This window comes from Pseudomonas rosaeacicularis (assembly GCF_057128745.1).
In genome coordinates, this window is the sequence record NZ_JBSKHT010000018.1 from 41,146 (window position 1) to 66,474 (window position 25,329).

A 25,329-nucleotide genomic window follows, 5' to 3' on the forward strand; every position below is an offset into this window, starting at 1 on the left:
TCACTCTTTACGGTCGCCGAGATGAACTTTATATATCGCCCTGCGCAGCCCGCTGATATTGATGAACTGCTCGAACTTGAGAATCAATGTTTTGAAACCGATCGGCTTAACAGCCGTAACTTCCAGTGGATGGTCAGCCGCGCCAACGCTAGTCTGATCGTTGCACAGGCCCACGGACGTCTGGTGGGCTACGCGCTGGTGCTGTTTCATCGCGGCACCTCGCTGGGGCGTCTTTACTCTTTGGCGATCGCAGATACCGCCCGTGGGCAAGGCTTGGGCAAACAGTTGCTGGCACGCGCCGAGCAGCAGGCCGTGGAGCGCGATTGCGCGTATCTACGCCTGGAAGTGCGCCCCGACAATGCAGCGGCTATCGCGCTCTATCAGCGTCAGGGGTATCGGTTGTTTGAACGGGTCGACGACTACTACGAGGATCATGCTCCGGCATTGCGTTATGAAAAACGCATACGCGAGCACGCCGCCCGAAGCAGCCGTCACATTCCCTATTACCGCCAGACCCTGGATTTCACCTGTGGCCCGGCCTGCCTGCTGATGGGGATGAAAGCCCTGCAGCCCACGCGGACCATGGGCCGCGATGAAGAGCTGCAAATCTGGCGCGAGGCAACCACCGTGTTCATGACCTCCGGCCACGGCGGCTGCAGCCCGCAAGGCCTGGCGCTGGCGGCATGGCGGCGAGGTTTTGAAGTGGCTTTGCAGGTCTCGGTGCAAGGGCCCTTGTTCCTGGCCGGGGTGCGCAGCGAGGAGAAAAAACAGGTGATGCGCCTAGTGCATGAGGGCTTCAGCCGCGAGCTGCGGGCCAGCGCCATTAAACAACTCCCCAACGGGCCATTGAACTTCGCTGACCTAAAAACTGAACGGGCGCTGGCCCTGGTGCTTATCAGCAGTTACCGCCTGACCCGCTCCAAAGCGCCACATTGGGTACTGGTAACCGATGCAGACGATGACTTCGTTTACTTGCACGATCCGGATGTTGACCATGGCTTGCAGCGTCAACCCCTCGATTGCCAGTACATGCCGGTGAGTCACCGCGAGTTCGCCGCCATGAGTTGTTTTGGCGCCGACAAACTCCGGGCTGCGCTGATTGTTTATCGCGTATCGGCCACTTCGTATGAATAACGTCAAACAACTTCCTGTGTGCGTAAAGAATGCGTCGTGATCATTGCAGCCGGTAGCTGATTATCGGCTCAATGTCACTTCTGCCTGCGGGCGCACTCTCGGACTTTATCGTGGACAATTCAGTGATCGGCATGATTGTGATTGCGTGCATTGCACTGCTTGGCATTCTTTTATTTTGTTTTGAGTTCATGTTTGAACGTAATAAACGAAACCGACCGAAACGCTAGGCGCCGATAATATTCCCCGAACGCCCGACGTTGCCCGGCACATCCCCAGCGACCCGCTAAGCTAGTGCTGTTGGTGCTTGCTTTGTGACATCCTCGGGGGATATGGACCATGCTATTCAAATGGGTGCTGGCTGCGTTGCATTTGTTGGCTTTTGGTTTCGCGTTGGCAGCGGTGCTAGCGCGCGGACGGGCGTTGCGGCGATTGCGTACCGATGACGCCCGGTCTTTTCGCGACGTGTTCGTGGTGGACAATATCTGGGGCGTCTCAGCCGGTATCCTGTTGATCACAGGGGTGTATCGCGCGTTTGGAGGCGTGGAAAAAGGCTCGTTCTATTATCTGCACCAACCACTGTTCCACCTGAAAATCACCGCCTTTGTCGCCATCCTGGCGCTTGAAGTCATTCCGATGATCGCGCTGATCAAATGGCGTATCGCGTTCAAGAAGCAACAGCCCATCGACACTTCACGCGCTCGGCGCTTCGCCCGCATCAGCCACATGGAAGCGGCGTTGATGGTAATCATCGTGATCGCCGCGACGGGGATGGCGCGGGGCAATCTGATCAGTTAACAGCACACTGTAGAAGCGAACTTGTTCGCGAGCGCGATTGCGGACATGACGCGAAAAGCTCTCGCCAACAAGTTGGCTCCTACAGGGTGTGCGCCGGATCAAAAAATCAGCCGCGACCCAGATCCAACGTGGGAGCGAACCTGTTCGCGAAGGCGATGTTTCAGGAGTTAGGTATCTGGTAGCTATACCGACCTCTTCGCGGACAGATCCGCTGCCACGGGACGTGCGCCCGTTCAACGAACCGCTCAACCCTTACAAATTGAACTGCGTCACCAGCTTGGTATTCAAATACGCCTCGATTGCCTCGGTGCCGCCTTCGGAGCCGTAACCGGAATCCTTGATCCCGCCGAACGGCACTTCCGGCAAACCGATGCCTTGATGGTTGATCGACAGCATGCCCGCTTCGATACGATTGCTGAGGATCTGCGCAGTCTTCATCGAGGTGGTAAACGCGTAAGAAGCCAAGCCAAACGGCACGCGGTTGGACTCAACTACTGCGTCTTCAACAGTGTCGAACGGCACCAACAGCGCCACCGGACCAAACGGTTCATCGTTCATGATGCGCATCTGCGTGGTGAGGCCGCTGAGCACAGTCGGCGCGAAGAAGTAGCCCGGGCCCTCAATTGGCTTGCCGCCCGTGTGCAGCGTGGCGCCAGCATCGACTGCGTCCTTGACCAACGCCAGCAGAGCCGGAATGCGACGATCGTTAGCGACCGGGCCCATGGTGGTCCCCTGCTCCAGACCGTTGCCCACCTTGATCTCCTGGGTCAGGCCGACGAATTTCTCCGCGAAGGCTTCGAACACGCCGCGCTGCACCAGAATGCGCGTTGGCGACACGCAGACCTGACCGGCGTTACGGAACTTCGCCACCGCCAACACGCGAGCGGCCAGGTCGATATCGGCGTCGTCGAACACCAGCGCCGGAGCATGACCGCCCAACTCCATGGTTGCGCGCTTCATGTGGCTGCCCGCCAGCGCGGCCAGTTGCTTGCCCACTGGGGTTGAACCGGTGAAGGTGACTTTCTTGATGATCGGGTGCGCGATCAGATAGTTGGAAATCTGCGCCGGCACGCCATACACCAGACCGATCACGCCTGCGGGAACACCCGCATCGGCAAACGCACGGATCAGTTCGGCAGGCGAAGCCGGGGTTTCTTCCGGCGCCTTGATGATGATTGAGCAACCGGCAGCCAGCGCTGAAGACAGCTTGCGCACCACCTGATTGATCGGGAAATTCCACGGCGTAAAGGCGGCGACAGGACCGACTGGCTCTTTTATGACCTTCTGCTCGACCGATGGATTGCGCGATGGCACCAGACGACCGTAGGCCCGACGGCCCTCTTCAGCCAGCCAGTCGATGACGTCTGCACCGGACATCACTTCCATCCGCGCCTCGGCCAGCGGCTTGCCCTGCTCCAGGGTCATGATGTTGGCGATCCTGTCAGCGCGCTCGCGCAGCAGGTTCGCGGCTTTCTGCATGATCTTGTATCGGTCGTAGGCGGGGGTTGATCGCCAGACTTCAAAGCCCCGTTGCGAGGCAGCCAAGGCCTGATCCAGATCGGCGATGTCGGCACGGGCTACGCTGCCCAGGGTGTCCCCGGTGGCGGGGTTGATGACGGGGATGCTGCGGCCGTCTTCACTGGCGCGCCATTGACCATCGATGAACAGCTGAACGTCTGGGTACATGAGGTGCTCCGGGTACGCCTCGATCGAGGCGAGGAAGGGAAATTGCAGACCGACGAATTTAGTGGCGTATACCCCTATCCTTCAAGGCGCTTTTCCCGGAAGGCCTTGTATAGCGTGTTCTAGAGCGTCAGGATCTGCTGTGCGTAGGCGTTCAGTGTTTCGCGCTGAATGGCAAAACTGGCGTACTTGCCCTCCCGGATCGTCGAAATCAATCCAGCGCGTTCCAGTTCTTTGGTGTGGTGGGAAATTGTCGCAGCGCTCACGGGATGGGTTTTTAGCAGTTCGGCGCAAGGAATCGCGACGAGGGAAGCCGCAATCTGAACCAGAATCTGGTAGCGCCGGGGGTCTGCGAGGGCTCGCGAGATCAGCGTCACTTGCTGTTCAGTCAGCGGGAAATGGTGTGCAGTCGCCATGGATGATCTATACCCCCAGGTAAAACCTCCTTGTCATCGATTGAATTCGCTCTCAGCGAAGTGCGCCAAGCCGGCCGATGCCAAGGACACGCATCGCCGGGTATCGCCCGCCGCTGTGAAGATGTGCGGCCCTACGATATAGAGCGAAAGCCGGGAGAGGCGTTCAGCGGCCTACAGAATAAGCGCCTGACACTGAGCCGCGAAGCATTTTCTGGATATCTGTACTGCCTTTTCCTACAACTGGCAGGCCTGTGCCGAAACAGAACCTCTGAATCGTGCTGCGGTCGCACAGTTGAATACGCAGGATGGTTCACGGGTGTGTCTTGCGCCCCGCTACGTCCTCAGCCTGGAGTTTCACCCATGTTCGTTCGTCCGTTTCGCCTACTGTTCGCTGGCCTGCTGATCCTGGCATTGAGCGCTTGCGCACTGTTCCCCAATCGCGACCCGCTGAACATCAACGTAGTGGGTATCGAACCACTGCAAGGGCAAGGTCTGGAAATACGTTTTGCAGTGAAGTTGCGCCTGCAAAATCCCAACGAAAACGATATCCAGTACAACGGCGTGGCGCTGAATCTGGACGTCAACGGCAAGCTCCTGGCTTCGGGTGTCAGCGATCAAAGCGGAACTATCGGGCGCTTCTCGGAAGGCATCATTACGGTGCCGGTAACGGTCTCGGCGTTTGCCGCTTTGCGTCAGGCCGTGGGGCTGAGCGAAACCCAGAGTCTGGACAATCTGCCCTATGAATTGAACGGGAAGTTGGCGGGAGGCCTGTTTGGCACCATGCGCTTCAGTGACAGCGGGACATTGAGCTTGCCGCGGCAGGTGAACGGTGATTGGTGATGTCGGGCTCTGTTGGAGCAAGGCTTGCCCGCGAAGTTGACGCCCCCGCAATACCTGAGGCCCCGCGTCGTTAGCTTCGCGGGCAAGCCTCGCTCCAACAGAATCAGTGTTTGGCGCGGCCTGTGAACGACGGGGAATCTCCACCAGGCTCAGCCTAGACCTCAGCGTGCGGCTGCCATCAACCGATTCACTTCACTGCGCACCATGTTGGCGTACTCAGGCGGCGACATGGCGTCCAATTCCGAGCGCACCCATTCCGACCATTTGCCTTTACGCTTGGGGCGTTCGCCCATCAAGCGTGCCGCATCGCTTTTGGCTTTACCCAGGTTGCTTTGCCACAAATCAAACAGACGGGATTTTTCATCTTCAAGCGCGGCGCGCTCTTGAAGGGGCTTGTTGGCCAGATTGAAGCTCATGATATTTACCTCTGATCGCACTCTTGTCGCACGCTGCTCACAAAACGACGCTAGGCCGAGACACTGGCCTGAGCGCCGAAAAACGACAGCATCTTACACCCGCCGAGGGCGTCTTCCCTCGACATTCGTCGCTCTTTTTGCGATATGTCCTTCGCACTACTGCAACTTTTCCGAAGTCCGGTGACTCCATTGCTCACTGCCGTTATCAACAGAAAGGAAATAACCATGGCTCGTAAAACTGCTGCCCAAACCGCCGCCGAACAGATCAAGGATCAGGCATTCAGCGAATTGGCGTCCCTTATCGAAGAGTCCGACAAGCTGTTGAAAGACAGTGCCGCGCTGGTTGGCGAAGAGGCTGAAACCGTACGCGCGCAGCTGAGCCTCAAGCTCAAGCAAGCCGTGGAATCGCTAAGCAGTGTGCGTGAAAAAACCAAACCTGCCGTTGAAGCCACCGAAACCTACATTGGTGGTCATCCTTGGCAGACCGTTGCGGTCTCCGCGGGTTTTGGTCTGGTAGTGGGTTTGTTGCTGGGTCGTAAGTAACACCACCCCCGGCTATTTATTGCGCGCTCGATATCCCTTGTAGGAGCTGCCGAAGGCTGCGATCACGGTCCATCCTTGAAACCGAATCGCAGCGTTCCGCAGCTCCTACAGGTATCGGTCCCCTTTACACCTGCGGCACAAGGCTCTGAAGTTGCCGCGCCAGGTAATCCGCCGTCAGCACTTGCGGTTCCTGCTCCTTCACACCGGTTCGCTTCTTCAGCAACCAGTCATTGGCGCCCGGCGCCTGGCTCAAGGTGAACTGCTCCTGACCGTGCAGGCTCAACCCGCTCACATCCACCGACACAATCCCGCGACTACCCATGGCCTCTGGCACAAAGATGACCTGCCGATTGATGATCGTCAGCGTCATGCGTTGGGTGTGAAACGGTGAGTGCTCATCGGGGTAGCCCTTGCTTTGCGCAAGATGCGGTTCGAATTCCAGACGGATGTGGCCGGCGTCAACCAGCGGCTTGAGCCACTGCTCGATTTGCCCGTACAACGCCAGAATGCTGGCTCCCCAGCGCGCGATGTCTGCGTGAAAGCGCTCGTGCTTCTCTTGTTCGTGGCGTTGATTGGCGATCAACAGTTCGCCCAGGCGTTGAATCTCGTCCATAGCGGCGATTCCCTCATTCACGCAGCCGATGATTCGGTACGTGAATCGAGGGTGGCACAACCGCGAGCAGGTGTCGCGCGACATCGCTGTCGGGGCACCCGCGCAAGCAGTCAGACCTTGGGCGCAATGATTTCCAGCTGCGACCAACGGTGAGCCTTAGCCATCGCGGCATCGATGTCGGTCTTGGCCTTTTCAGCCTCGGCCTGTGACTTGAACGGGCCGATCATGATGGTTTCCTTGCCGTCGATCTTGACCACATAGGACGGGTAATGGTGCTCGACCAGCCAGTACGCCATGTCGCTCAGCGCTTCTTTCAGCTCGACCCGAATGGTCCATTGCGGTGTTGCACTTGGCGCTGCTTGTGCAGCGGGCGGTTGACTGGAGACTTTCGCAGGTTCAGCCGGCTTACCGCCATCGCAACCTGCCAGCATCATTACAGCGACCATCATGACCATCTTGCGCACGTCTTGGCTCCTCCTCTGAAGTGGCGGGAGTCTACCACCGAGAGGAACATCGACGCCCGTTGCGCTGCCCAACCCAATGACAGATAACAACCGGTGCCATTCAGGGAGAACGTTCATGTGCAATCGCCATCCACTGCAGTGCTTCATCCCGCCTTACATCATGGAACACCTGGCGCAATCGCCCCATCAACAGGTGCGCGCGCTGGCCATTGCCAACCTGTCCACCGCCTCTACTTTCCGCGCCCTGCGCGCCTCTGCCCAGGCCATGCCGAGCCTGATGGCCAACAAATCACCCGACGGCAAGAAGCATCGCCTGGTCTACGACGCCAAGGGCACCAACAGCCTGCCCGGGTCATTGGTGCGGGCCGAAGGGCAAAAAAAGCATGGCGATGAGGCCATCGACGAGGCGTTTGACGGTGCGGGCGACGTCTATGATTTCTATGAGCAATTGTTTCATCGCAACTCGCTGGACAACAGAGGCATGAGCCTTGTCTCGACCGTTCATGTGGCCGAGGTGGATTTCAGCGGCGCCTTCGTACCGTTGAACAACGCGTTCTGGAACGGTCAGCAAATGGCCTATGGCGATGGGGACGGTGTGGTGTTCCAGCGCTTCACCCGCAGCCTGGAGGTGATTGGCCATGAATTGACCCACGGCGTGCAATCGTTCACCAGCAACCTGACTTATCAGGGTCAATCCGGGGCGCTGAACGAACATTTCGCTGACGTGTTCGGCATTCTCGTCCGGCAATGGAAAGAAGGCATCACCGTTGAGCAGGCGGACTGGGTGATTGGCAAGGAACTGCTGGTGCCCGCGCCGACGCGCCGAGGGATTCGTGACATGCAGCACCCCGGCACCGCCTACAGAGATGACCCGGATCTGGGCGACGATCCACAACCGGCGACCATGAAAGACTTGTACGCGGGTCCCAAGGATAACGGCGGCGTGCACATCAATTCGGGCATTCCCAACCGCGCGTTCGTGCTGACCGCGCAGGCTCTGGGCGGGAATGCGTGGGAAGTGGCGGGGAGGATCTGGTACGAAACCCTGTTGCAGTTGCACAGCGACAGTGAGTTTGCCGACTGCGCGCGGATCAGCGTACAAGTGGCAGGTGGTGCGAAATACGGCGCGGCGGCGAAACGCGCAGTGAAAGCGGCGTGGAAGAAGGTCGGCATCACAGTTTGATTCACAGGCGATGAACAACGAAGAGGTGCGCAGTGATGAAAGTCTGTTTCGTGCAATCCGGCGGGTTCGCGGGAGCCATTCGCGGCTGCGAAGTCAACACGGCGGACCTGGAAGCGCCAGACGCTGAGCAGTTCAAGCGTCTGGTGCAGGAAAGCGGTCTGGTGAAATCCCACCGCTGGGTATCGGAACAGGCGCGGGACGCCCGGCAGTATGAGATCACCATCGAAGACGAGCGCAGCGGTATTTCCGTGACTTTCGACGATCAGAACGTCCCCGCCTCTGCCCGCACGCTGCTGGGGTTTCTGCAACAGCGATCCAAACCGCAGGGCCTATAACCGGGAGATTGCATTTGATTCTGGTCGAAGGCTCGACATACATCGCTTTTGATTCTGGCCGGAGGAGCGACATAAATCGCTATTGATTCTGGCCGGAAGGGCGACATATATCGCTTTTGATTCTGGCCTGAGGAGCGACATAAATCGCTTCTGATTCTGGCCGGAGGCCGTAGGAGTCCAGCTTGCTGACGATCTGGCGCGAAGCGGCAGCAAACCTGAGCATGCGATTAATCAGCCACACCGCGCCGACCGATTTGGGGCTGGTGCCCAGCCCATCGCCTGCAAGCAGGGCTCCTACGCCCTCCGGGCAGAGGCGGATGAGCGGTGCGACATCAATCGCTTTTGAGTCTGGCCGCCCTGGCGCCAACGCGGATGAACGGTGCGCACGGTCTGTAGGAGCCAACTTGTTGGCGAGGCCATCGACGGGGTGGGTCAGGTACGCCGCCCCGCGAACAAGTTCGCTCCTACAGGTTCAGCGTCTAATCCATATTTGCGCACCACGCTCCTACAGAGAATGACGTTGGTTGTTAATCGCCCTCACCCAGTTCACGCATGACGGCATACAGGGCGGACTTGGCTTCGAAGCCGACGCCCGGAATGTCCGGCAGGCCGACGTAGCTGTTCTCGACCTTGATGCCATCGGCGAACCCGCCAAACGGCTGGAACACGTCCGGGTAGGATTCGTTACCGCCCAGATGCAAACCGGCGGCGATGTTCAGCGACATCTGGTGGCCGCCGTGGGGCACGACGCGGCGTGAAGACCAGCCCAGCTCTTTCAGCACATCGAGGGTGCGCAGGTATTCCACCAAGCCGTAGGACAACGCGCAGTCGAACTGCAGGAAATCGCGATCCGGACGCATGCCGCCGTGGCGCAGCAGGTTGCGCGCGTCTTGGTGGGAAAACAGGTTTTCGCCGGTGGCCATCGGCAAGTCGTAGTGATTGGCCAACTCGGCTTGCAGCGCGTAATCCAGCGGATCGCCCGCTTCTTCGTACCAGAACAGGTTGTAGGGCTTGATCGCTTCGGCGTACGCAATCGAGGTTTTCAGGTCGAAACGGCCATTGGCGTCTACCGCCAGGCGCTGACCGTCGCCGACCACTTCCAGCACCGCTTCGATGCGACGCAGGTCTTCGTCCAGTGGCACGGCGCCGATCTTCATCTTCACCACGTCGTAGCCGCGGTCCAGGTAGCTCTGCATTTCTGCCTTGAGCTTGGTCTGGTCCTTGCCGGGATAGTAATAACCACCCGCCGCGTAAACCCAGACCTTGTCATCGGCTACGCCGTCGCGGTAACGGTCGGCCAACAGGCGATACAGCGGTTTGCCTTCGATCTTGGCGACTGCGTCCCACACCGCCATGTCGATGGTACCTACAGCCACCGAGCGCTCGCCGTGACCGCCAGGCTTCTCGTTGGTCATCAGGGCTTTCCAGATGGCGAACGGGTCGAGGTTTTGGTTTTCATGGTCGATCAGGGTTTCCGGATCAGCGTCCAGTACGCGAGCCAGAAACCGGTCGCGCATCAAGGCGCCCTGCCCGTACCGACCGTTGGAGTTGAAGCCGTAACCGATCACCGGCTTACCCTCGCGGATCACGTCGGTGATCACAGCGACAACCGAGCAGGTCATCTTGGAAAAATCGATGTAGGCATTGGCAATCGGCGAGGCGATGGAAACGGTTTTCTCGCGGATGTCGACGATACGCATGGGTAACTCCTGTGTCGCTGATTGTTGTTTTTGATCACGGTGGCGGTTCACCCCGTGTTCGTGTGGCACCACTCTAGGGGTGGACCTCGCGATGCAGCCAATGCTAAAAACGCGGCACCCAATGCGCGGACGGCATCACGATGGAATTGCTCTGGCTGGAAGACTTCACTGCGCTGGCGGAAAGCGGTAATTTCTCCCGCGCCGCTGAGTTGCGCCACGTCACACAACCGGCGTTCAGCCGCAGGATTCGGGCGCTGGAGACGTGGGTCGGGGTCGATCTGTTCGAGCGCACCACCCAAGGGGCGAGTCTGACCGATGCCGGCAGGCACATGCTCGACAACGCGCGGGACATGACCCGGCGCCTCTATCAAATACGCCAGGAAGCGCGCGAGGTGGCAGGCAAACAGGCGCGCACCTTGCACTTCGCGGCGACCCATTCGTTATCATTCACTTTCTTTCCAGGCTGGGTTCGAGCAGCGGAACGCGCAGGCCCTATCGAAGCGGTTCGGCTGCTATCGGACAACATGAAGGTCTGCGAACAGATGCTGCTCAATGGGGAAGTGCAGTTTTTGCTGTGTCACCAGCATCCGGATGTGCCGCCGCGCTTTGCTGCCGATCAGTTTCAGTCCCGGGTGGTGGGTGGCGATGTGTTGGTGCCGTTACGCGGGCCCTCCTCCCAGCCTGATCCAGACGGCGTCCCGCTTCCGCATCTGGCCTACACCGCAGAATCGGGCCTGGGGCGGATCGTGTCAGCTCGCCTGCAGAAAGAATCCAAAGCCCCGGGTCTGCACACGGTATTCAGCTCGCATCTGGCGGCGGTGCTGTTGTCGATGGCGCAACAGGGCAAAGGTTTTGCCTGGCTGCCGCGCACGCTCGCCGGCCCGGAAATCGCCGACGGCAGACTGGTTCGGGCGCTGGATGAACGCTGGGATATTCCTGTGGAAATCCGCCTGTTCCGCCCGAATGCTGCGTTGAGTGATTTTGCCGAAGATTTCTGGGCGACGCTGTAAGCGGACAGCCAAATCTTCACCCCTTGTAGGAGCTGCCGAAGGCTGCGATTGAGGTGTGCCAGACGCACCGCATCGGTCGGGCGCGACCCCGGAGCCTCGCGCTGCTCGGCAGCTCTTACAGGGACTGCAAAGGGCAACATTCAGAAATGACGTTCGGTCTTGAGGAATGAACGTTAGCCACTGAGCTTCGGTCACTAACTCATCCAGACACAACCCTGAGGCAACTATGAAACGCTATCTCTGGCTCGGCCTGCTGAGCACCTTGTCCTTCGGCGCCCATGCTGCGTCTGTTGAAGTCCCCATCAATCTGGTCAGCGCCGACGGCGCACCCAAGGCCATCGGCGAAGTCACCGTCAGCGAAACAGCTTACGGCTTGTTGTTCACCCCTAATCTGAAATCCTTGCCTGCGGGCATCCACGGTTTTCACGTTCATGAGAACGGCAGCTGTGACGCAGGCACTAAAGACGGCGTGAAAGTCGCCGCTCTCGCCGCTGGCGGGCATTTCGACTCTGCTAAAACCGGTAAGCACCTGGGCCCTTACGCAGACGGCCATCTGGGCGACCTTCCAGCGGTGTATGTCACTGCCGACGGCATGGCCACCTATCCCGTGCTTGCCCCACGCTTGAAAACATTGGCCGAAATTAAAGGCCATGCGCTGATGGTTCATGTCGGCGGCGACAACCATTCCGACATGCCCAAGCCGCTGGGCGGTGGCGGTGATCGTATGGCGTGCGGGGTGATCTGACAGTCGTCAGCTGCAAGCTGCAAGAACGAGGATGGCGCCATTTGGCGCCATCTGTTCGTTTGGGCTCAGGATTTAAAAGGTGCCGGGATAGCCGCCGCCATCAAGCAGCACATTCTGGCCGACGAAGAAGCCCGCATGAGCGCTGCACAGGAAGGCACAAAACGCGCCGAATTCGTCAGCGCTGCCGAAGCGTTGTGCCGGAACAGCCTTCTGCCGTTGCTCGATCACACTGTCCAGCGAGGCTCCGCTTTTCTCGGCGGCCAGGCTGATGTTTTTCTGCAGGCGCTCAGTATCGAATGGTCCCGGCAGCAGGTTGTTAACGGTGACGTTGTTGCCCGCCAGGCTCGGCTGACGGGCAAGCCCCGCGATAAAACCGGTCAGGCCGCTGCGCGCTCCGTTGGACAAACCCAGCACGTCGATCGGCGCCTTGACTGCGCCGGAAGTGATATTGACGATCCGTCCAAAACCCCGCTCTGCCATGCCATCGACGCAGGCTTTGATCAGTTCAATCGGGGTCAGCATGTTGGCGTCCAGCGCCTTTATCCAGTCCTCGCGCTGCCAGTCGCGAAAATCCCCTGGCGGCGGTCCACCGGCGTTGTTCACCAGAATGTCCACTTGGGGACACGCCGCCAGCACCCGTTCGCGTACCTCAGGCTGGCTGATGTCCCCCGCAACGGTACGCACTTCGATACCCGGCGCCAGTGTCCGCAGTTGCGTAGCCGCCTGTTGAAGCGCTTCGTCGCCGCGAGCGTTGATCACAAGGTTCACGCCCTCGCTGGCCAAGGCTTTCGCGCAGCCCAGACCGAGCCCCTTGCTCGCCGCGCAGACAACCGCCCAACGTCCTGAAATTCCAAAATCCATAACATAACTCCTGTGAGTGCAAGGTGAGTGGCCGCAGACGCCGTCAAGCCCGGCTACTGCGGTCGGCGTCCAGTTGCAGACCAGCGATGCCCTCATCTTCCTGCTCTACAGGACGATGGCGCAGCTCGCGCAATTGCTGTTTCAACGTCGCGGTGGGCGGCGCGTAGAGAAATCCAAACGAGACACTGTTTTGCCGCCCTTTGACTGCGTGGTGCATCAAATGCGCGTGGTAGAGACGCCGCAAGTAACGATTGCGCGGTTTGGGCCGGATTGGCCAGTGACGGTGGACGATGCCGTCGTGGACCACAACGTAAATAAGTCCGAAGGCCGCCACCCCGGCGCCCACCCACTGCAGCGGGGCATGGCCGTTGATGCCCAGCAGGATCAAGCTGATTGCTACGGCGGCGAGCACCATCAGGTACACGTCGTTGGTTTCCAGAGCGCCGAGCTGTTCTTCATGGTGCGAGCGATGCAGCCACCAGCCCCAACCGTGCATGACGTATTTGTGCGCAAGAAAGCCGACACCCTCCATGGCAACCAGGGTGCTGAGAAAAACGGCGAAATTGAAAATCATCGGATAACGGTCACTCATAAACGTCTGGGACGACTCGCTTGACCGCGCCACATTAACGCCTTGCGTCCAACGCTTCCAGCAAACTTGGGGACTGTGGGAGGGAGTTTGCCCGCGATTCGAGGCTCAGCAGCAGGAAAATTTGGTGGATATGCGGGCCTCTTCGCGGACAGGTCCGCTCCCACGGGATTTGCGTCAGAATTCAATCTCCCCAGCGCCATCAACGTTGTTGGATCCAGCGCGCCCCGAATTCCTGGCCCGAAGCGGAGTCTTTTCCAACGCGGGGTTTGCTTTCCCCACCAAACGCCGTAGAAAATGCCAGTCATGTGTGAGGGCCGCGAGCGCTCACTGTTTCACCGCCACCCGCCACTGCCGGCCAGGTGGTATTGCTTTCAGGGAATTCAGAATGGCTTCAAGACACGTAATCAATGCATCGGTCAGCCCCAAAGGCAGCCTGGAAACACTGTCCCAACGAGAAGTTCACCAACTGAGCGAAGCCGGTTCGGGCAGCATCTACAGCCTGTTCCGCCAGTGCGCACTGGCCATCCTCAACACCGGCGCCCACGTCGATAACGCCAAGACCATCCTTGAGGCCTACGCGGACTTCGAAGTTCGTATCCATCAGCAGGACCGCGGCGTGCGCCTTGAGCTGCTGAACGCCCCGGCTGACGCCTTCGTCGATGGCGAGATGATCGCCAGCACCCGCGAGATGCTGTTCAGCGCCCTGCGCGACATCGTCTACACCGAAAGCGAGCTGGACAGCCAGCGCATCGATCTGACCAACTCCCAAGGCATCACCGACTACGTATTCCACCTGCTGCGCAACGCCCGCACCCTGCGCGCCGGCGTCGAGCCGAAGATGGTGGTTTGTTGGGGCGGTCACTCAATCAACACCGAAGAATACAAATACACCAAGAAAGTCGGCCACGAACTGGGCCTGCGCAAGCTGGACATCTGCACCGGCTGCGGCCCCGGCGTGATGAAGGGCCCGATGAAGGGCGCGACCATTGCCCACGCCAAACAGCGGATCAACGGCGGTCGTTACCTGGGCCTGACGGAACCTGGCATCATCGCCGCCGAAGCGCCAAACCCCATCGTCAATGAGCTGGTGATCCTGCCGGACATCGAAAAGCGTCTGGAAGCCTTCGTGCGCGTGGGCCACGGCATCATCATTTTCCCGGGCGGCGCAGGTACCGCGGAAGAATTCCTGTACCTGCTGGGCATCTTGATGCACCCGGACAACCAGGGCTTGCCATTCCCGGTAATCCTGACCGGCCCGAAAAGCACGGCGCCGTATCTGGAGCAGTTGCATGCGTTCGTCGGCGCGACCCTTGGCGAAGAAGCACAACGTCATTACGAAATCATCATCGACGACCCCGCCCAAGTGGCGCGGCAGATGACCGAGGGCCTGAAGGCCGTGCGTGTGTTCCGTCGCGAGCGTAACGACGCGTTCCACTTCAACTGGCTGCTGAAGATCGAAGAAGGCTTCCAGCGCCCGTTCGATCCGACCCACGCCAACATGGCCGCGCTGCAACTGCGCCGGGACCTGCCGCCCCACGAACTGGCCGCCAACCTGCGCCGGGCGTTTTCCGGGATCGTTGCCGGTAACGTCAAGGACAAGGGCATTCGCCTGATCGAAGAACATGGCCCGTATGAAATTCACGGGGATGCCGCCGTGATGCAGCCGCTGGATAAACTCCTGCAAGCGTTTGTCGAACAGCACCGGATGAAACTGCCCGGCGGCGCGGCGTATGAGCCTTGCTATCGGGTGGTTTCCTAAACACCCGTTCTTCTTCTGTAGGAGTGAGCTTGCTCGCGATAGCGGTGTGTCATTTCACACGTGAGTGGCAGACGGATCGCCATCGCGAGCAAGCTCACTCCTACACGTTCAGTGTCTGACTTTGTAGCCGGAACCCCCATGATCATCATCCGCCCCATGACCCTCGATGACTTCGAGGCATTCTGGCCGACTTTCCAGGCCGTGGTCCTCGCGCAGGAAACCTACGCCTACGATCCGTCACTGACCCGCGAACAAGCGCAACATCTCTGGCTGGAGTACCCGCTGCGCACCTTGATCGCCGAAGAAGACGGCGTGCTGCTCGGCAGTTACTACCTTAAGGCCAATGCTGCGGGGCCCGGCAGCCATGTCAGCAATTGCGGGTACATGGTCACGCCCGCCGCGCGCGGACGTGGCGTTGCGCGGCTGATGTGCGAGCACTCGCAACAACTGGCGCTGGACGAAGGGTTTGAGGCCATGCAGTTCAACTCAGTGGTCGCGACCAACGAAGTGGCCGTCGCCCTGTGGCAAAAGCTCGGCTTTGAAGTGGTCGGTCGCCTGCCCCGCGCTTATCGCCACGCAAAACTGGGTCTGGTGGACTGCCTGGTGATGTACAAATGGCTGGGGGAAGAACCGTCATCGCGAAAGGCCAAAAGCCCGTTGCTGATCGGCCGCAAGAACATTGAGTCAGTGGTTTCAAGACCGCGCCGCACCGGTCGCAAGCCAATTTAACCCGCAACAATTCTGCGCCAGGAACAATCTGGCGCTTTTGATTCACCTGAACGCCGCTTCCGCACTTGCCGGATTGCCATCTCTCTACGATTCTCTATGCACGGCCTGACGTGCGCATTAGGCCGCCCTGACGAATAAGCGCCGGAGAGGCCACCATGAAGACTGTAGCCGAACTACTCAAGCTCAAAGCCAACCACCACGGGGAAGTGCACACCGTTTCGCCCGAGCACATGGTCATCGAAGCCCTCAAGCTCATGGCCGACAAAAACATAGGCGCGGTGCCGGTGGTCAGCGAAGGCCGGGTGGTCGGCATCCTCAGCGAGCGCGACTACGCCCGCAAACTGGTCCTCAAAGGCTTGTCCTCCATCGGCACACCGGTTCGCGACATCATGACCCGCGAAGTGCGCACCGTTGACCCTCAACACACCCTCGACACCTGCATGAGCATCATGACCGACATGCGCCTGCGTCACCTGCCGGTGGTGGATGAAGGCAAACTGATTGGGCTGCTGTCCATCGGTGACCTGGTCAAAGAAGCCATTGCCGAACAGGCCGAGCTGATCAAGACCATGGAGCAGTACATACGCGGGGAGATTTCGTGATCGTGTTCGGCAATGAAGTATTCGCAGTGAGCTCTGCGCTGTCCTACCGGCTGGCGACTGCTGACGACGCCTTGTGCATCGGCGCGCTCGGGACGCAAGTGTGGCTCGACACCTACGCCACAGACGGCATTCGTCCAGCCCTGGCGCAAGAGGTGCTGGACCATTTCTCCCCAACAGCGGTAATCGCCACCCTCGCCCAACCGGATGTTTCAGTGATCATTGCTGAGCGCGCGGGGCACCTTGTCGGTTTCGCGCAGATTCGCGACGGCGTGGATAACCCGGGAATTTCCGGCCATCTCAGCGCCGAACTGGAGCGGCTGTACGTGCAGGAGCGATTTGCTGGAAAAGGCATTGGCTGGCAATTGCTCACACGCTCAGAGGATCTGGCGCGCAAACAGGGCGCATCTGCCTTGTGGCTCACGGTCTGGATAGGTAACGCCCGCGCCCTGGCGTTTTATCCGCGCCAACAGTATGAAGACGCGGGCGTCTCGTCCTATTGCTTCAACAACGAAACCTACGAAAACCGCCTGTTTTTCAAGCGCCTTGCCCGCTGACACCAAGGGCAAGGCGGTTTGCCATTTTGAGCAGATGGCGCCGGTCAGCTCACTTTGAACCGGTTGATCATCGCCACCAGCCGTTCGTTGGACACCATCAGCGCTTCGACGCTGGTGTCGGTCTGCTGACCGCAGCCAACCAGTTCACCGACCATGTGCCGGATCGCGACCATGTTCTGGTTGATCTCTTCGGTGACCGCGCTTTGTTGCTCGGCGGCGGTGGCGATATGGGCGCTGAGGTCGTGGATGCGCAGCACGGAACTGGCCATGCCATCCAGGCCTTCGTTGACCTTTGAGGTGCGGTCGGCGGTGGACTGACAGCTGACTTTGGTTTTTTCCATGGCGCCGACGGCGGTACTCACACCCTGCTCCAGACGGCTGAGCATTTCGTTGATTTCTGACGTGCTCTGCTGCGTACGGCCCGCCAATGCGCGGACTTCGTCAGCGACCACCGCAAACCCTCGGCCCTGTTCACCGGCACGCGCAGCTTCAATGGCCGCGTTGAGCGCCAAAAGGTTGGTTTGCTGAGCGATACCACCGATCACACCCAGGACGTCGGTGATGCGTTTGGCATCGACCTGCATTTCCTGCACGTATTGGGTAGCGTCTTCGACTTCGGCGACCAACGCCAGCACGCTGACCGACGCCTGCTCCACAGTGTCGCGGGAGCGTTGCGCTGCGTCGTTGGCTGACTGGGTGAAACCGGCCGTCTCGTTGGCGCTCTGGGCGACGCTGTCGGCCGTGGCGCTCATTTCGTTGATAGCCGTAACGGCCTGATCGGTTTCCGACGCATGTCGATTGAGGATCAGGTTGATGTTGCGCGACTGGTCCTGCAATTGGCCCAAGCCTAAGGAAATCTGCTCGGTGCCGGCGCGCACGTCGACGATCATGGTTTGCTGGTAGGCGATGAAGCTATTCACCGACTGGCCCACGGCGTCGAGTTCGTCATCGCCATGGATCGGAATACGCTTGGTCAGATCGGCATCACCCGAAGATAGCGAATCGATGTTGGTGCGCAATACCGTCAGGCGCCCCATCAATCGGTGGAAGGCGAAACCCAGGATTGCCATCAGCAGCAGGACTAGCGGGATTTGTAGCGTGCCCAGGGTCTTGAGCACTTCGTCGCTGCGCGCCGTGAGCATCGAAGTCGGCAGCGAAGTGGCGATCATCCACGGGGTGCCTACTACCGGACGCAGAAAGAAGGTCAGGTCGCCCAGCGCCGGATCTTCGTACTCGCGAGTGTAAACCGCCTCTCCCGACACTCGGCTCAGGCCGTCCTGGATTTCCTTGGCGAAGATCGACTGGCTGCTAAACCCCGAGATGTTCTTGAGGATGATTTCCCCGGGAATCCGGCTTTGGTTGGTGAGAATCTTGCCGTCGCGCTCCACGATCATGACCTGACCGTTGATGTCCTTCTCTTTCTCCTGGATCAGGCCGTTGAAGAAGCCCAGGGTGACGTCGATGGTCGACACCCCGTACAACGCGCCATCCTTGTAAATGCCCATCGCGCAGTTGGTGCGCGGCTGCGGGCTGGCTTCATCCTGATAGGCCGCTGCCCAGGCGCACTTGCCTTTGGGCGCGTTCTGCCCGGCCTTGTGCCACGGCTGCTCCCAGTAGTTGGGCGCCGGGTCGGAGTTCCAGTAGGTGCTGACCACTAACTGCCCGCTGCCGTCGCGATGGTAAAAGCTGCTGTGCTTGTTTCGTCCTGGGGTGCGCTTGTCCGGCATCGGCCACACGCCGCCACCGAATACTTTGGCGTCGCCATACTGATCCACCAGACCCGGAAGGACTTTATCGATGGCGTCGCTATCGAGCAGCGGCACCGCCTGGGTGATGGCTCTGGACTGGGCTTCGACGCGCCCCAGGTCAGTCAGGATGCGAGTCGCGATCTGATCGACTTTATCCAGCACCACCTGCTCTTCCGAGGCACGAACCTTGGGTGTCACGAAGTGCTCGATGCCCTGTTCGGTGATCACCGCGATCGCCCCCATCAAGACAACGAAAATAACTGTGTAGCGCGCCTGCACCGTTTTAAACATCGCTTTCCCCAAGCCACGTGAATTGTTGTTTTGTACAACGTTTACGGGCTATCGACATAAATATGCCGAGGTTGAGTTGAGCCGATGAAGGGTCGTCGTACCACCATCTGAACAGGGTCCTGTCGGGACAACTGCCCGGCAAATCCGTAACACCACACATCCAGTGTGGGAGCGAACCTGTTCGCGAAGACGGTGTTTCAGGCGACAGATCTTCAGCGGCTGCACCGGCATCTTCGCGGACAGGTCCGCTCCCACAGGGTTCGCCCCAAATCGGGATTCCGGCAGCGCCTCAACTCCACTGTAGGAGCTGACGAGCACCGCGAGGCTGCGATTGCGGTTGTCTGACACACCGCATCGCAGCCTTCGTAACCTCGGCAGCTCCTACCGGGGATATCCGCCGTTGCCGAGTTTCCGGCCCCACGCAAATCCTGTAGGAGCTGACGAGTACCGCGAGGCTGCGATTGCGGTTTGCCTGACATACCTCAACTAACAGACTGTCTTCGCTTCTTGATTTGACGTCACCGCGCTCTTTCACCAAGCTACCGGCCTCGATTTACCTTTCAGGAACTGTCCTGCGTGATGAAGCCAAGCCTGCACTGGCGCCGATTTGTTTTTTGCGTCGCCCCGCTGATCGCCCTCCTCGCTGCCTGCGATGGCAGCGGACCCAAACCCAAGCCGTCTGAAGTGACCACCTACGTCAGCGTGGAGTGGGACAAACTGCCCACCGTCAGCGACGAGGATCTGCTCGCCGGCTACAGCAGTTGGTTTTCTGCCTGCAAGCGTTTGGCCAAAGACAAAGTCTGGGGCGCGACCTGCGCCGCAGCGGCCCAGGTTCCGCTTGAACCGGTTGCGGTTCGCGACTTTCTGAAGACCCAGTTGCAGGTCTACAGCCTTCGCTCTTCAGAACATGGCGCCAACGGCCTGATCACCGGCTACTACGAGCCCATCTATAAAGGCAGCGAACAGCGTAACGAAGAGCATTCCGTGCCGATCTATGGCGTGCCCGATGACCTGATCGTCGTCAATCTCGACAGCATTTATCCCGAACTCAAGGGCAAACGCCTGCGCGGTCGTCTCGACGGTCGAATCCTGCGGCCTTACGACGACGCCGCGACCATCGGTGAGAAAGGCGTCAACGCCCCGGTACTGGCGTGGCTGAGCTATCCGATGGACCTGCAATTTCTGCAGATTCAGGGCTCGGGCCGGGTTCAGCTGGAAAACGGTCGCCAGTTGCGCATCGCCTACGCCGACCAGAACGGCCATCCGTACAAGCCCATCGGCCGCTGGCTGGTGGAGCAAGGCCAGTTGAAGAAAGACGAAGTGTCCATGGGCAAGATCAAGGCCTGGGCCGTCGCCAATCCGGACAAAGTGCCTGAACTGCTGGGCAGCAACCCCAGTTATGTGTTCTTCACCCTGCGCCCGGACAGTGACGAAGGCCCGCGCGGCTCGCTCAATGTGCCGCTGACTGCCGGTTACAGCGTGGCGATCGACCGCAAAGTCATTCCGCTGGGCAGCCTGTTGTGGCTGTCGTCGTCCAGGCCTGATGGCACGCCGCTCACCCGCCCGGTTGCAGCACAAGACACCGGCGGCGCGATCGCTGGCGAAGTGCGCGCCGACATGTTCTGGGGCACTGGCGACGCGGCCGGCGACCTTGCTGGCAACATGAAGCAGCAAGGGCAAATCTGGATGCTGTGGCCCAAAGGCACGCCGCTGCCCAACGTCGAAAAACCCGCCACTCCCTGATCACTGAATGTTGTGAGCGCTGACACCGTGGACATTGAACAGATCGTGCTGAAAGGCAATACCCTCGAGCTGCATCCGCTGCAGGCCGAACATGCTGCGCAGCTGGTGCAAGCAGCCCGGGACGGGGAATTGTGGAACATGAAGGTCACGGTCATTCCGGGGCCTGACACCGTTGAGGCGTACATGGCCAAGGCGCTGGAAGGCCGACAAGCCGGCACGATGATGCCGTTTGCCATCGTCCAGCGCGAAACCGGTCTGGTGGTGGGCAGCACGCGTTTCTGGAAGATCGACCGCAGCAACCGCAAGCTCGAAATCGGCCACACCTGGCTCAGCCAGTCGGTGCAGCGTTCGGGTCTCAACACCGAGATGAAATATCTGCTGCTGAGCTATGCGTTCGAGACCATGAACTGTGTGCGCGTGCAATTCACCACTGACGAACTCAACGAGAAATCCCGAGCGGCGATTCTGCGCATTGGTGCGACACAGGAAGGTATCGTGCGCCACGAACGCATCATGCCCGACGGGCGCAAGCGCAACTCGGTGCGCTTCAGCATCATTGATACCGAATGGCCCCAGGTTAAAGCGATGTTGTTGGCAAAAATAAACCGCTGACCTCTCTGCAGCGTCACTCCTGCCTCCATCGTTTTTAACTCGCAAAAAAAACCGCCACTGAAACCAGTGGCGGCAAGTATTAATCAGAGCAAATTGAGCGATGAGAGTCTCAACTAACTCCAACGCTATCACCGTTATCTCCCTGAACTTGGTTAAACTTTTTTAACCAAACTTACGGCACTTTTTGACTTCTCCTGCACGGCTGCTGTGATACAAAGGCGGCACGCATGGACGGGGCTCAACTGCGGAAACACCTGAGCGCCAGCAGTCCACCAACAACATGCGACCGTGATAACGATACTGACAAGGCTTTCGCCAAAAACTGCCGCTTCGCACCCGAAACACGACGAATTCAGGCATGCCGAATATCCGGCATGGGCACTGTTTCGGGCGTCAATACATCCAGGGGAATGAAACAAATGAATGTTAAGCATTGGAGCGCCATTGCACTTGCCGTCTCGTCGGCGTTGCCGCACATGGTATTTGCAGAAAGTGTCAGCAATCAGGCCGATGCCAAAGGATTCATCGAAGACGCCAGCGCCACTGCGCTGTTGCGCAACTATTACTTCAATCGCAACCGCCAAAGCGGCGGTGTCGATAACCGTGACTGGACCCAGGGCATTCAAACGAACTTCAGCTCTGGCTTCACTCAAGGTACAGTCGGGTTCGGCGTGGACGCTTATGCGAACGGCGGCCTGAAACTCGATGCCACGAACAAATACGGCGGCACCGGCAACCTGCCACGCGACGACAATGGCGATCCGCAAGACAGCTACGGCTCGATCGGTGGCGACGTCAAAATGCGCATCTCCAAGACGATGCTCAAGTACGGCAACATGCAGCCTACCGCGCCGGTGTTCGGGGTTGGCGGCAGTCGCTTGCTGCCGCAGACCGCTACCGGTTTCAACTTGAACAGCAGCGAGTTCGAAGGCCTTGATCTGGAAGCCGGTCGTTACACCAGCGCCGACAGCGGCCTGACTAGCAACCACAGCCACGACATCTACGCCACTTACGCAGGTGTGACTGCCGACAGCGCAACCTTCGCCGGCGGCAAGTATTCGATCTCGGACAACTGGACCGCAACGCTCTACGGTTCAGAGTTCGAAGATGTATGGCGTCAGTACTACGCCAACACTAACTACACACTTGCACTGACTGACGACCAGTCGCTGAACTTCGATTTCAACTTGTACCGCACACTGGATGAAGGTCAGGCCAAGGCCGGTTCAATCAACAACACTACGTATTCGGCAGCGGTGGCTTATTCATTCCTGGCCGCGCATACCGTGACGTTGTCGTTCCAGAAAGTGGATGGCGATACCCCGTTCGACTATCTGGGCACAGGCGATAACGGCGGTGGCGAAGGCGGCGACTCGATCTTCCTCAACAACTCGGTTCAGTGGTCTGACTTCAACGCCCCGAATGAACGTTCGTTCGGCGTACGCTACGACCTGAACATGGCCAGCTACGGCGTACCGGGCCTGAGCTTCATGACCCGTTACCTGAACGGTTCTAACATCGACGGCACCAAAACACCGACCAACAGTGCGTATGCCGGTCTGTATGGCGAAGATGGCAAACACCACGAAATCGACGTCGAAGCCAAGTACGTCGTGCAAACCGGTCCGGCGAAGGATTTGTCGTTCCGTATTCGTCAGGCGTTCCATAACGCCAACGCCGATCAGGGCGAAGGCGATCTGAGCGAATTCCGTCTGATCGTCGATTACCCGATTACCTTGATGTAATCAAAGGCATCTGTAGGAGCCAACTTGTTGGCGAGACGCCATACGTGGTGTGTCAGGCAAGACGCCTCGCGAACAAGTTCGCTCCTACAGGGTTTGCTCCATTACCAACACCACCCGCAACCCAGGCCCGGCATCTTCGAGCCGCAGCTCAAAGCGATGAGTGCGCGCAACCGCAGCGACTATCGCCAGCCCCAGTCCTCCACCGGCAACGCCCTGCCCCTGTTCCCCACGAAAAAATCTGTTCAGCACATAGCCCCGTTCAGCCTCGGCTATGCCTGGTCCGTTGTCCTGCACTTCGATTCGCGCACCGCTGTCATCGCCGCATAAACGCAACTGGACACAACCGCCGGCCGGCGTGAATTTCAACGCGTTGTCAATCAGGTTCATCAGGGCCTCGGCGAGCATTTCCCGGTCACCCAGCACCGGCGTCACGGCTTGCAGCGACAGCGTCAGATCGATACCCGCTTCCTGCGCGACCGCCTCGTAGTCTTCGAACATCTCGCGCAGCAAATCCCCCGGCGAAAATAGGCTCATGCCCGCACTGCGCGCTTGATTGTCGATCTCGGCGATGCGCTGCAACGCCCGAAACCTTCGCAACAACACGTCCGTGGCGGTCAATGCTTTCTCCAGCCGGATCTGCTGTTTTTCCGCAGAGGCCTCGCCCCACTGCTCAAGCGTGCGGTGCAGTTGCATGCGCAGCGTATTGAGGGGTGTACGCAGGTCGTGGGCGACGTTATCGCCAACACTTTTGACGTTATCGAGCAGGCGCTCGACCTCCTCCATCATCTGGTTGACCAGTGCCGACAGCATGTCCAGTTCGTCGCCGCGTCTGGACAATGGCAGCCGCTGGGACAGATCGCCCTCGGCAATCCGCTGACTGACTACCTGCAACATCGCCACCCGACGCAACGGCTTGTAGCCAAGGAACGTACCCAGCGCGAGCCCGCCGAGGACAATGAGTGTGCCGCTGAGCATCAGGGCGTCGAGCAGGATAGTGCGCAGGTGACTGAGGGTCTTGGTGTCGAATCCGACGAACAGAATCTGCCCCTGAGCGAGCTTCTGCGCCAGCGCCCGTGCTCCTTGCTGAAAGCCCGGCGCCCGCCATTCATAGGACTTTCCATTGAGCGGCAACCCCTTGGGCAAGGCCTGAACCTCGCCGCCCAGGTGTTTGCCGCTGGCACTGAACAGGCCGTAGTAATACACATTGCGCAGGTCGCCGATGGCCAGTCGGTCGAGTTCGCCGGGCAGTTGATCGAGGTCCAGATACAGCAGCGAACGCATCTGGCCTTGCAGATTGCCGTCGGCCTGGCGCATCAAGTAAGTCGATATCTGCCAGTAGATCAGGCTGACCAGCGCCACTACGCCGAACAACAGTGCCGCGGAGTAGATGACCGAAAGGCGGAACGTGGTGGTGCGGCGCAATCGCGGCACCACCTTGGCGTCACGCCGCATCTTTTTGCCCGAGGACAAATCCGGAGCCGCGCAAAGTTGTGATCGTCATCTGGCAGCCGAGGGTTTCCAGCTTGCGACGCAGCCGCGTGAGGTGCACATCGATCAGCTTGGTGCCGGGATCAAAATGGTAGCCCCACACCGATTCGAAAATCAGCGCACGGGTCACGACCTTGCCGGCGTGACGCATCAAAAACTCCAGCAAACGAAACTCAGTGGCTGGCAATGCCGCACTTTGCTCGCTGCACGCCACCGTTCGGTGCAATAAATCCAGTTGCAGGTCTGCTACGCGCAGCCAGGTTTCCCGCGCGGGGGCAGGCTCATTGCGGCGTAACAGGACCTCGACCCGGGTGGTCATTTCTTCGGACGCGAATGGCTTGACCAGATAATCATCGCCGCCTGCACGCAACCCGCGAATTCGCTCGTCGACGTCACTCAACGCGCTGATCATCATCACCGGTGTGCGGTTGCCCGCCTCGCGCAACGCCGTTATAACGCCCAGCCCGTCGAGGCCAGGCAGCATTCGGTCCAACGTAATCACATCGAACTCACCCGCCAGCGCCCGCTTCAGTCCACAGGCGCCGTTGTTGACGCACTCCACCAAAAATCCGCCGCGGTTAAGCTCCGAAGCAATCTCCTGAGCGGTGTCCGTGTCGTCTTCTATACACAGTGCTTTGCGCATCGGCCCATCCATTCTCTGCTGTGTAAATCGTAAAACCAGCGAGCCAGTCTACGGCCATGGGACACAGCCATGCGAAAATCGTGCA

General features: G+C 59.4%; 26 protein-coding genes and 1 pseudogene. 15 read left to right on the plus strand and 12 right to left on the minus strand.

Going from position 1 to position 25,329, the window contains the following annotated elements:
* The first annotated feature begins 21 nt into the window (after nt 1–21).
* Nucleotides 22–1,134, plus strand: coding sequence for a peptidase C39 family protein (locus tag ACWKWM_RS22460; RefSeq protein ID WP_483848248.1), 1,113 nt, complete (start codon nt 22–24; stop codon nt 1,132–1,134).
* Nucleotides 1,135–1,470: 336 nt separating this feature from the next.
* Complete coding sequence (locus ACWKWM_RS22465) at nt 1,471–1,929, plus strand: DUF2214 family protein (RefSeq protein ID WP_483848249.1); 459 nt, start codon at nt 1,471–1,473, stop codon at nt 1,927–1,929.
* Nucleotides 1,930–2,181: 252 nt separating this feature from the next.
* Here ACWKWM_RS22465 and ACWKWM_RS22470 read toward each other — a convergent pair whose 3' ends face one another.
* Entirely contained in the window at nt 2,182–3,615 is a 1,434-nt protein-coding gene (locus tag ACWKWM_RS22470; protein WP_483848250.1) for an NAD-dependent succinate-semialdehyde dehydrogenase, read from the minus strand.
* A 119-nt stretch (nt 3,616–3,734) separates the two neighbouring features.
* Nucleotides 3,735–4,028, minus strand: coding sequence for an ArsR/SmtB family transcription factor (locus tag ACWKWM_RS22475; protein WP_483848251.1), 294 nt, complete (start codon nt 4,026–4,028; stop codon nt 3,735–3,737).
* Nucleotides 4,029–4,388: 360 nt separating this feature from the next.
* Between ACWKWM_RS22475 and ACWKWM_RS22480 the strand changes: the two genes are divergently transcribed.
* Nucleotides 4,389–4,868: an LEA/WHy family protein gene (locus tag ACWKWM_RS22480; RefSeq protein ID WP_483848252.1), complete on the plus strand. Its 480-nt coding sequence runs from the start codon at nt 4,389–4,391 to the stop codon at nt 4,866–4,868.
* Between the two features lie 161 nt (nt 4,869–5,029).
* Here ACWKWM_RS22480 and ACWKWM_RS22485 read toward each other — a convergent pair whose 3' ends face one another.
* A complete protein-coding gene (locus tag ACWKWM_RS22485) occupies nt 5,030–5,284 on the minus strand; it encodes a hypothetical protein (protein ID WP_483848253.1) in 255 nt (84 codons plus the stop codon).
* Between the two features lie 225 nt (nt 5,285–5,509).
* On the opposite strand from ACWKWM_RS22485, the gene ACWKWM_RS22490 reads away from it, so the two are divergent.
* Nucleotides 5,510–5,827: an ElaB/YgaM/YqjD family protein gene (locus ACWKWM_RS22490; protein WP_483839155.1), complete on the plus strand. Its 318-nt coding sequence runs from the start codon at nt 5,510–5,512 to the stop codon at nt 5,825–5,827.
* A 124-nt stretch (nt 5,828–5,951) separates the two neighbouring features.
* Here ACWKWM_RS22490 and ACWKWM_RS22495 read toward each other — a convergent pair whose 3' ends face one another.
* A complete protein-coding gene (locus ACWKWM_RS22495) occupies nt 5,952–6,440 on the minus strand; it encodes a hypothetical protein (protein ID WP_483848254.1) in 489 nt (162 codons plus the stop codon).
* 110 nt (nt 6,441–6,550) lie between these two features.
* Nucleotides 6,551–6,895: a hypothetical protein gene (locus tag ACWKWM_RS22500; protein WP_483848364.1), complete on the minus strand. Its 345-nt coding sequence runs from the start codon at nt 6,893–6,895 to the stop codon at nt 6,551–6,553.
* A 124-nt stretch (nt 6,896–7,019) separates the two neighbouring features.
* Between ACWKWM_RS22500 and ACWKWM_RS22505 the strand changes: the two genes are divergently transcribed.
* Nucleotides 7,020–8,087, plus strand: a complete 1,068-nt coding sequence (locus ACWKWM_RS22505; protein WP_483848255.1) for a M4 family metallopeptidase — start codon at nt 7,020–7,022, stop codon at nt 8,085–8,087.
* Nucleotides 8,088–8,122: 35 nt separating this feature from the next.
* Nucleotides 8,123–8,422: a protealysin inhibitor emfourin gene (locus tag ACWKWM_RS22510; RefSeq protein ID WP_483848256.1), complete on the plus strand. Its 300-nt coding sequence runs from the start codon at nt 8,123–8,125 to the stop codon at nt 8,420–8,422.
* Between the two features lie 527 nt (nt 8,423–8,949).
* Here the strand turns inward: ACWKWM_RS22510 and ACWKWM_RS22515 are convergent.
* A complete protein-coding gene (locus ACWKWM_RS22515) occupies nt 8,950–10,122 on the minus strand; it encodes a mandelate racemase/muconate lactonizing enzyme family protein (RefSeq protein ID WP_483848257.1) in 1,173 nt (390 codons plus the stop codon).
* Nucleotides 10,123–10,262: 140 nt separating this feature from the next.
* Between ACWKWM_RS22515 and ACWKWM_RS22520 the strand changes: the two genes are divergently transcribed.
* On the plus strand, nt 10,263–11,132 hold the full coding sequence (locus ACWKWM_RS22520; RefSeq protein WP_483848258.1) for a LysR family transcriptional regulator: 870 nt from the start codon (nt 10,263–10,265) through the stop codon (nt 11,130–11,132).
* 226 nt (nt 11,133–11,358) lie between these two features.
* A complete protein-coding gene (gene sodC, locus ACWKWM_RS22525) occupies nt 11,359–11,877 on the plus strand; it encodes a superoxide dismutase [Cu-Zn] SodC (RefSeq protein WP_483848259.1) in 519 nt (172 codons plus the stop codon).
* 72 nt (nt 11,878–11,949) lie between these two features.
* On the opposite strand, the gene ACWKWM_RS22530 is transcribed toward sodC, so the two are convergent.
* Both ACWKWM_RS22530 and ACWKWM_RS22535 read right to left on the minus strand, forming a co-directional pair.
* The gene (locus ACWKWM_RS22530; RefSeq protein ID WP_483848260.1) at nt 11,950–12,738 is read right to left on the minus strand and encodes an SDR family oxidoreductase; all 789 of its coding nucleotides are present in this window, start codon (nt 12,736–12,738) and stop codon (nt 11,950–11,952) included.
* Between the two features lie 43 nt (nt 12,739–12,781).
* The gene (locus tag ACWKWM_RS22535) at nt 12,782–13,312 is read right to left on the minus strand and encodes a sterol desaturase family protein (protein ID WP_483848365.1); all 531 of its coding nucleotides are present in this window, start codon (nt 13,310–13,312) and stop codon (nt 12,782–12,784) included.
* A 403-nt stretch (nt 13,313–13,715) separates the two neighbouring features.
* Here ACWKWM_RS22535 and ppnN point away from each other — a divergent pair, with 403 nt between their 5' ends.
* The 4 genes from ppnN to ACWKWM_RS22555 all read left to right on the plus strand — a co-directional run bounded on the left by ppnN (nt 13,716) and on the right by ACWKWM_RS22555 (nt 16,974).
* Entirely contained in the window at nt 13,716–15,089 is a 1,374-nt protein-coding gene (gene ppnN / locus ACWKWM_RS22540) for a nucleotide 5'-monophosphate nucleosidase PpnN (protein ID WP_483848261.1), read from the plus strand.
* A gap of 138 nt (nt 15,090–15,227) precedes the next feature.
* A complete protein-coding gene (locus tag ACWKWM_RS22545; RefSeq protein WP_483848262.1) occupies nt 15,228–15,818 on the plus strand; it encodes an N-acetyltransferase family protein in 591 nt (196 codons plus the stop codon).
* Nucleotides 15,819–15,973: 155 nt separating this feature from the next.
* Complete coding sequence (locus tag ACWKWM_RS22550) at nt 15,974–16,420, plus strand: CBS domain-containing protein (RefSeq protein WP_483848263.1); 447 nt, start codon at nt 15,974–15,976, stop codon at nt 16,418–16,420.
* Nucleotides 16,417–16,974, plus strand: a complete 558-nt coding sequence (locus tag ACWKWM_RS22555) for an N-acetyltransferase family protein (protein WP_483848264.1) — start codon at nt 16,417–16,419, stop codon at nt 16,972–16,974. The genes ACWKWM_RS22550 and ACWKWM_RS22555 overlap by 4 nt, the downstream gene beginning before the upstream one ends.
* Before the next feature lie 44 nt (nt 16,975–17,018).
* Here the strand turns inward: ACWKWM_RS22555 and ACWKWM_RS22560 are convergent, their stop codons facing one another.
* Together ACWKWM_RS22560 and ACWKWM_RS22565 are read right to left on the minus strand one after the other, a co-directional pair.
* Nucleotides 17,019–17,864 carry a methyl-accepting chemotaxis protein gene (locus ACWKWM_RS22560; RefSeq protein ID WP_483848366.1) on the minus strand — a complete coding sequence of 282 codons (846 nt, stop codon included), beginning with the start codon at nt 17,862–17,864 and terminating at the stop codon, nt 17,019–17,021.
* Between the two features lie 27 nt (nt 17,865–17,891).
* A pseudogene (locus ACWKWM_RS22565) lies at nt 17,892–19,013 on the minus strand (cache domain-containing protein); the annotation flags it as partial.
* A gap of 579 nt (nt 19,014–19,592) precedes the next feature.
* On the opposite strand from ACWKWM_RS22565, the gene mltA reads away from it, so the two are divergent.
* The 3 genes from mltA (at nt 19,593) to ACWKWM_RS22580 (ending at nt 23,113) form a co-directional block, all read left to right on the plus strand.
* On the plus strand, nt 19,593–20,756 hold the full coding sequence (gene mltA, locus ACWKWM_RS22570; RefSeq protein ID WP_483848367.1) for a murein transglycosylase A: 1,164 nt from the start codon (nt 19,593–19,595) through the stop codon (nt 20,754–20,756).
* A gap of 33 nt (nt 20,757–20,789) precedes the next feature.
* Nucleotides 20,790–21,368, plus strand: a complete 579-nt coding sequence (locus ACWKWM_RS22575; RefSeq protein ID WP_483848368.1) for a GNAT family N-acetyltransferase — start codon at nt 20,790–20,792, stop codon at nt 21,366–21,368.
* Nucleotides 21,369–21,787: 419 nt separating this feature from the next.
* Nucleotides 21,788–23,113: an OprD family porin gene (locus ACWKWM_RS22580; protein WP_483848265.1), complete on the plus strand. Its 1,326-nt coding sequence runs from the start codon at nt 21,788–21,790 to the stop codon at nt 23,111–23,113.
* Between the two features lie 84 nt (nt 23,114–23,197).
* Here ACWKWM_RS22580 and ACWKWM_RS22585 read toward each other — a convergent pair whose 3' ends face one another.
* A complete protein-coding gene (locus ACWKWM_RS22585; protein ID WP_483848266.1) occupies nt 23,198–24,565 on the minus strand; it encodes an ATP-binding protein in 1,368 nt (455 codons plus the stop codon).
* Nucleotides 24,555–25,244 (minus strand): response regulator transcription factor, encoded by a 690-nt coding sequence (locus ACWKWM_RS22590; protein WP_483848267.1) that lies wholly within the window; start codon nt 25,242–25,244, stop codon nt 24,555–24,557. Before ACWKWM_RS22590 ends, ACWKWM_RS22585 begins: the two co-directional genes overlap by 11 nt.
* Nucleotides 25,245–25,329 lie beyond the last annotated feature (85 nt).

Coding starts and splice junctions, on each gene's coding strand:
- ACWKWM_RS22460 (WP_483848248.1), top strand. CDS start 22: ATGAACTTTATATATCGCCCTGCGCAGCCCGCTGATATTGATGAACTG.
- ACWKWM_RS22465 (WP_483848249.1), top strand. CDS start 1,471: ATGCTATTCAAATGGGTGCTGGCTGCGTTGCATTTGTTGGCTTTTGGT.
- ACWKWM_RS22470 (WP_483848250.1), bottom strand. CDS start 3,615: ATGTACCCAGACGTTCAGCTGTTCATCGATGGTCAATGGCGCGCCAGT.
- ACWKWM_RS22475 (WP_483848251.1), bottom strand. CDS start 4,028: ATGGCGACTGCACACCATTTCCCGCTGACTGAACAGCAAGTGACGCTG.
- ACWKWM_RS22480 (WP_483848252.1), top strand. CDS start 4,389: ATGTTCGTTCGTCCGTTTCGCCTACTGTTCGCTGGCCTGCTGATCCTG.
- ACWKWM_RS22485 (WP_483848253.1), bottom strand. CDS start 5,284: ATGAGCTTCAATCTGGCCAACAAGCCCCTTCAAGAGCGCGCCGCGCTT.
- ACWKWM_RS22490 (WP_483839155.1), top strand. CDS start 5,510: ATGGCTCGTAAAACTGCTGCCCAAACCGCCGCCGAACAGATCAAGGAT.
- ACWKWM_RS22495 (WP_483848254.1), bottom strand. CDS start 6,440: ATGGACGAGATTCAACGCCTGGGCGAACTGTTGATCGCCAATCAACGC.
- ACWKWM_RS22500 (WP_483848364.1), bottom strand. CDS start 6,895: ATGGTCATGATGGTCGCTGTAATGATGCTGGCAGGTTGCGATGGCGGT.
- ACWKWM_RS22505 (WP_483848255.1), top strand. CDS start 7,020: ATGTGCAATCGCCATCCACTGCAGTGCTTCATCCCGCCTTACATCATG.
- ACWKWM_RS22510 (WP_483848256.1), top strand. CDS start 8,123: ATGAAAGTCTGTTTCGTGCAATCCGGCGGGTTCGCGGGAGCCATTCGC.
- ACWKWM_RS22515 (WP_483848257.1), bottom strand. CDS start 10,122: ATGCGTATCGTCGACATCCGCGAGAAAACCGTTTCCATCGCCTCGCCG.
- ACWKWM_RS22520 (WP_483848258.1), top strand. CDS start 10,263: ATGGAATTGCTCTGGCTGGAAGACTTCACTGCGCTGGCGGAAAGCGGT.
- sodC (WP_483848259.1), top strand. CDS start 11,359: ATGAAACGCTATCTCTGGCTCGGCCTGCTGAGCACCTTGTCCTTCGGC.
- ACWKWM_RS22530 (WP_483848260.1), bottom strand. CDS start 12,738: ATGGATTTTGGAATTTCAGGACGTTGGGCGGTTGTCTGCGCGGCGAGC.
- ACWKWM_RS22535 (WP_483848365.1), bottom strand. CDS start 13,312: ATGATTTTCAATTTCGCCGTTTTTCTCAGCACCCTGGTTGCCATGGAG.
- ppnN (WP_483848261.1), top strand. CDS start 13,716: ATGGCTTCAAGACACGTAATCAATGCATCGGTCAGCCCCAAAGGCAGC.
- ACWKWM_RS22545 (WP_483848262.1), top strand. CDS start 15,228: ATGATCATCATCCGCCCCATGACCCTCGATGACTTCGAGGCATTCTGG.
- ACWKWM_RS22550 (WP_483848263.1), top strand. CDS start 15,974: ATGAAGACTGTAGCCGAACTACTCAAGCTCAAAGCCAACCACCACGGG.
- ACWKWM_RS22560 (WP_483848366.1), bottom strand. CDS start 17,864: ATGATCGTCGACGTGCGCGCCGGCACCGAGCAGATTTCCTTAGGCTTG.
- mltA (WP_483848367.1), top strand. CDS start 19,593: ATGAAGCCAAGCCTGCACTGGCGCCGATTTGTTTTTTGCGTCGCCCCG.
- ACWKWM_RS22580 (WP_483848265.1), top strand. CDS start 21,788: ATGAATGTTAAGCATTGGAGCGCCATTGCACTTGCCGTCTCGTCGGCG.
- ACWKWM_RS22585 (WP_483848266.1), bottom strand. CDS start 24,565: ATGCGGCGTGACGCCAAGGTGGTGCCGCGATTGCGCCGCACCACCACG.
- ACWKWM_RS22590 (WP_483848267.1), bottom strand. CDS start 25,244: ATGCGCAAAGCACTGTGTATAGAAGACGACACGGACACCGCTCAGGAG.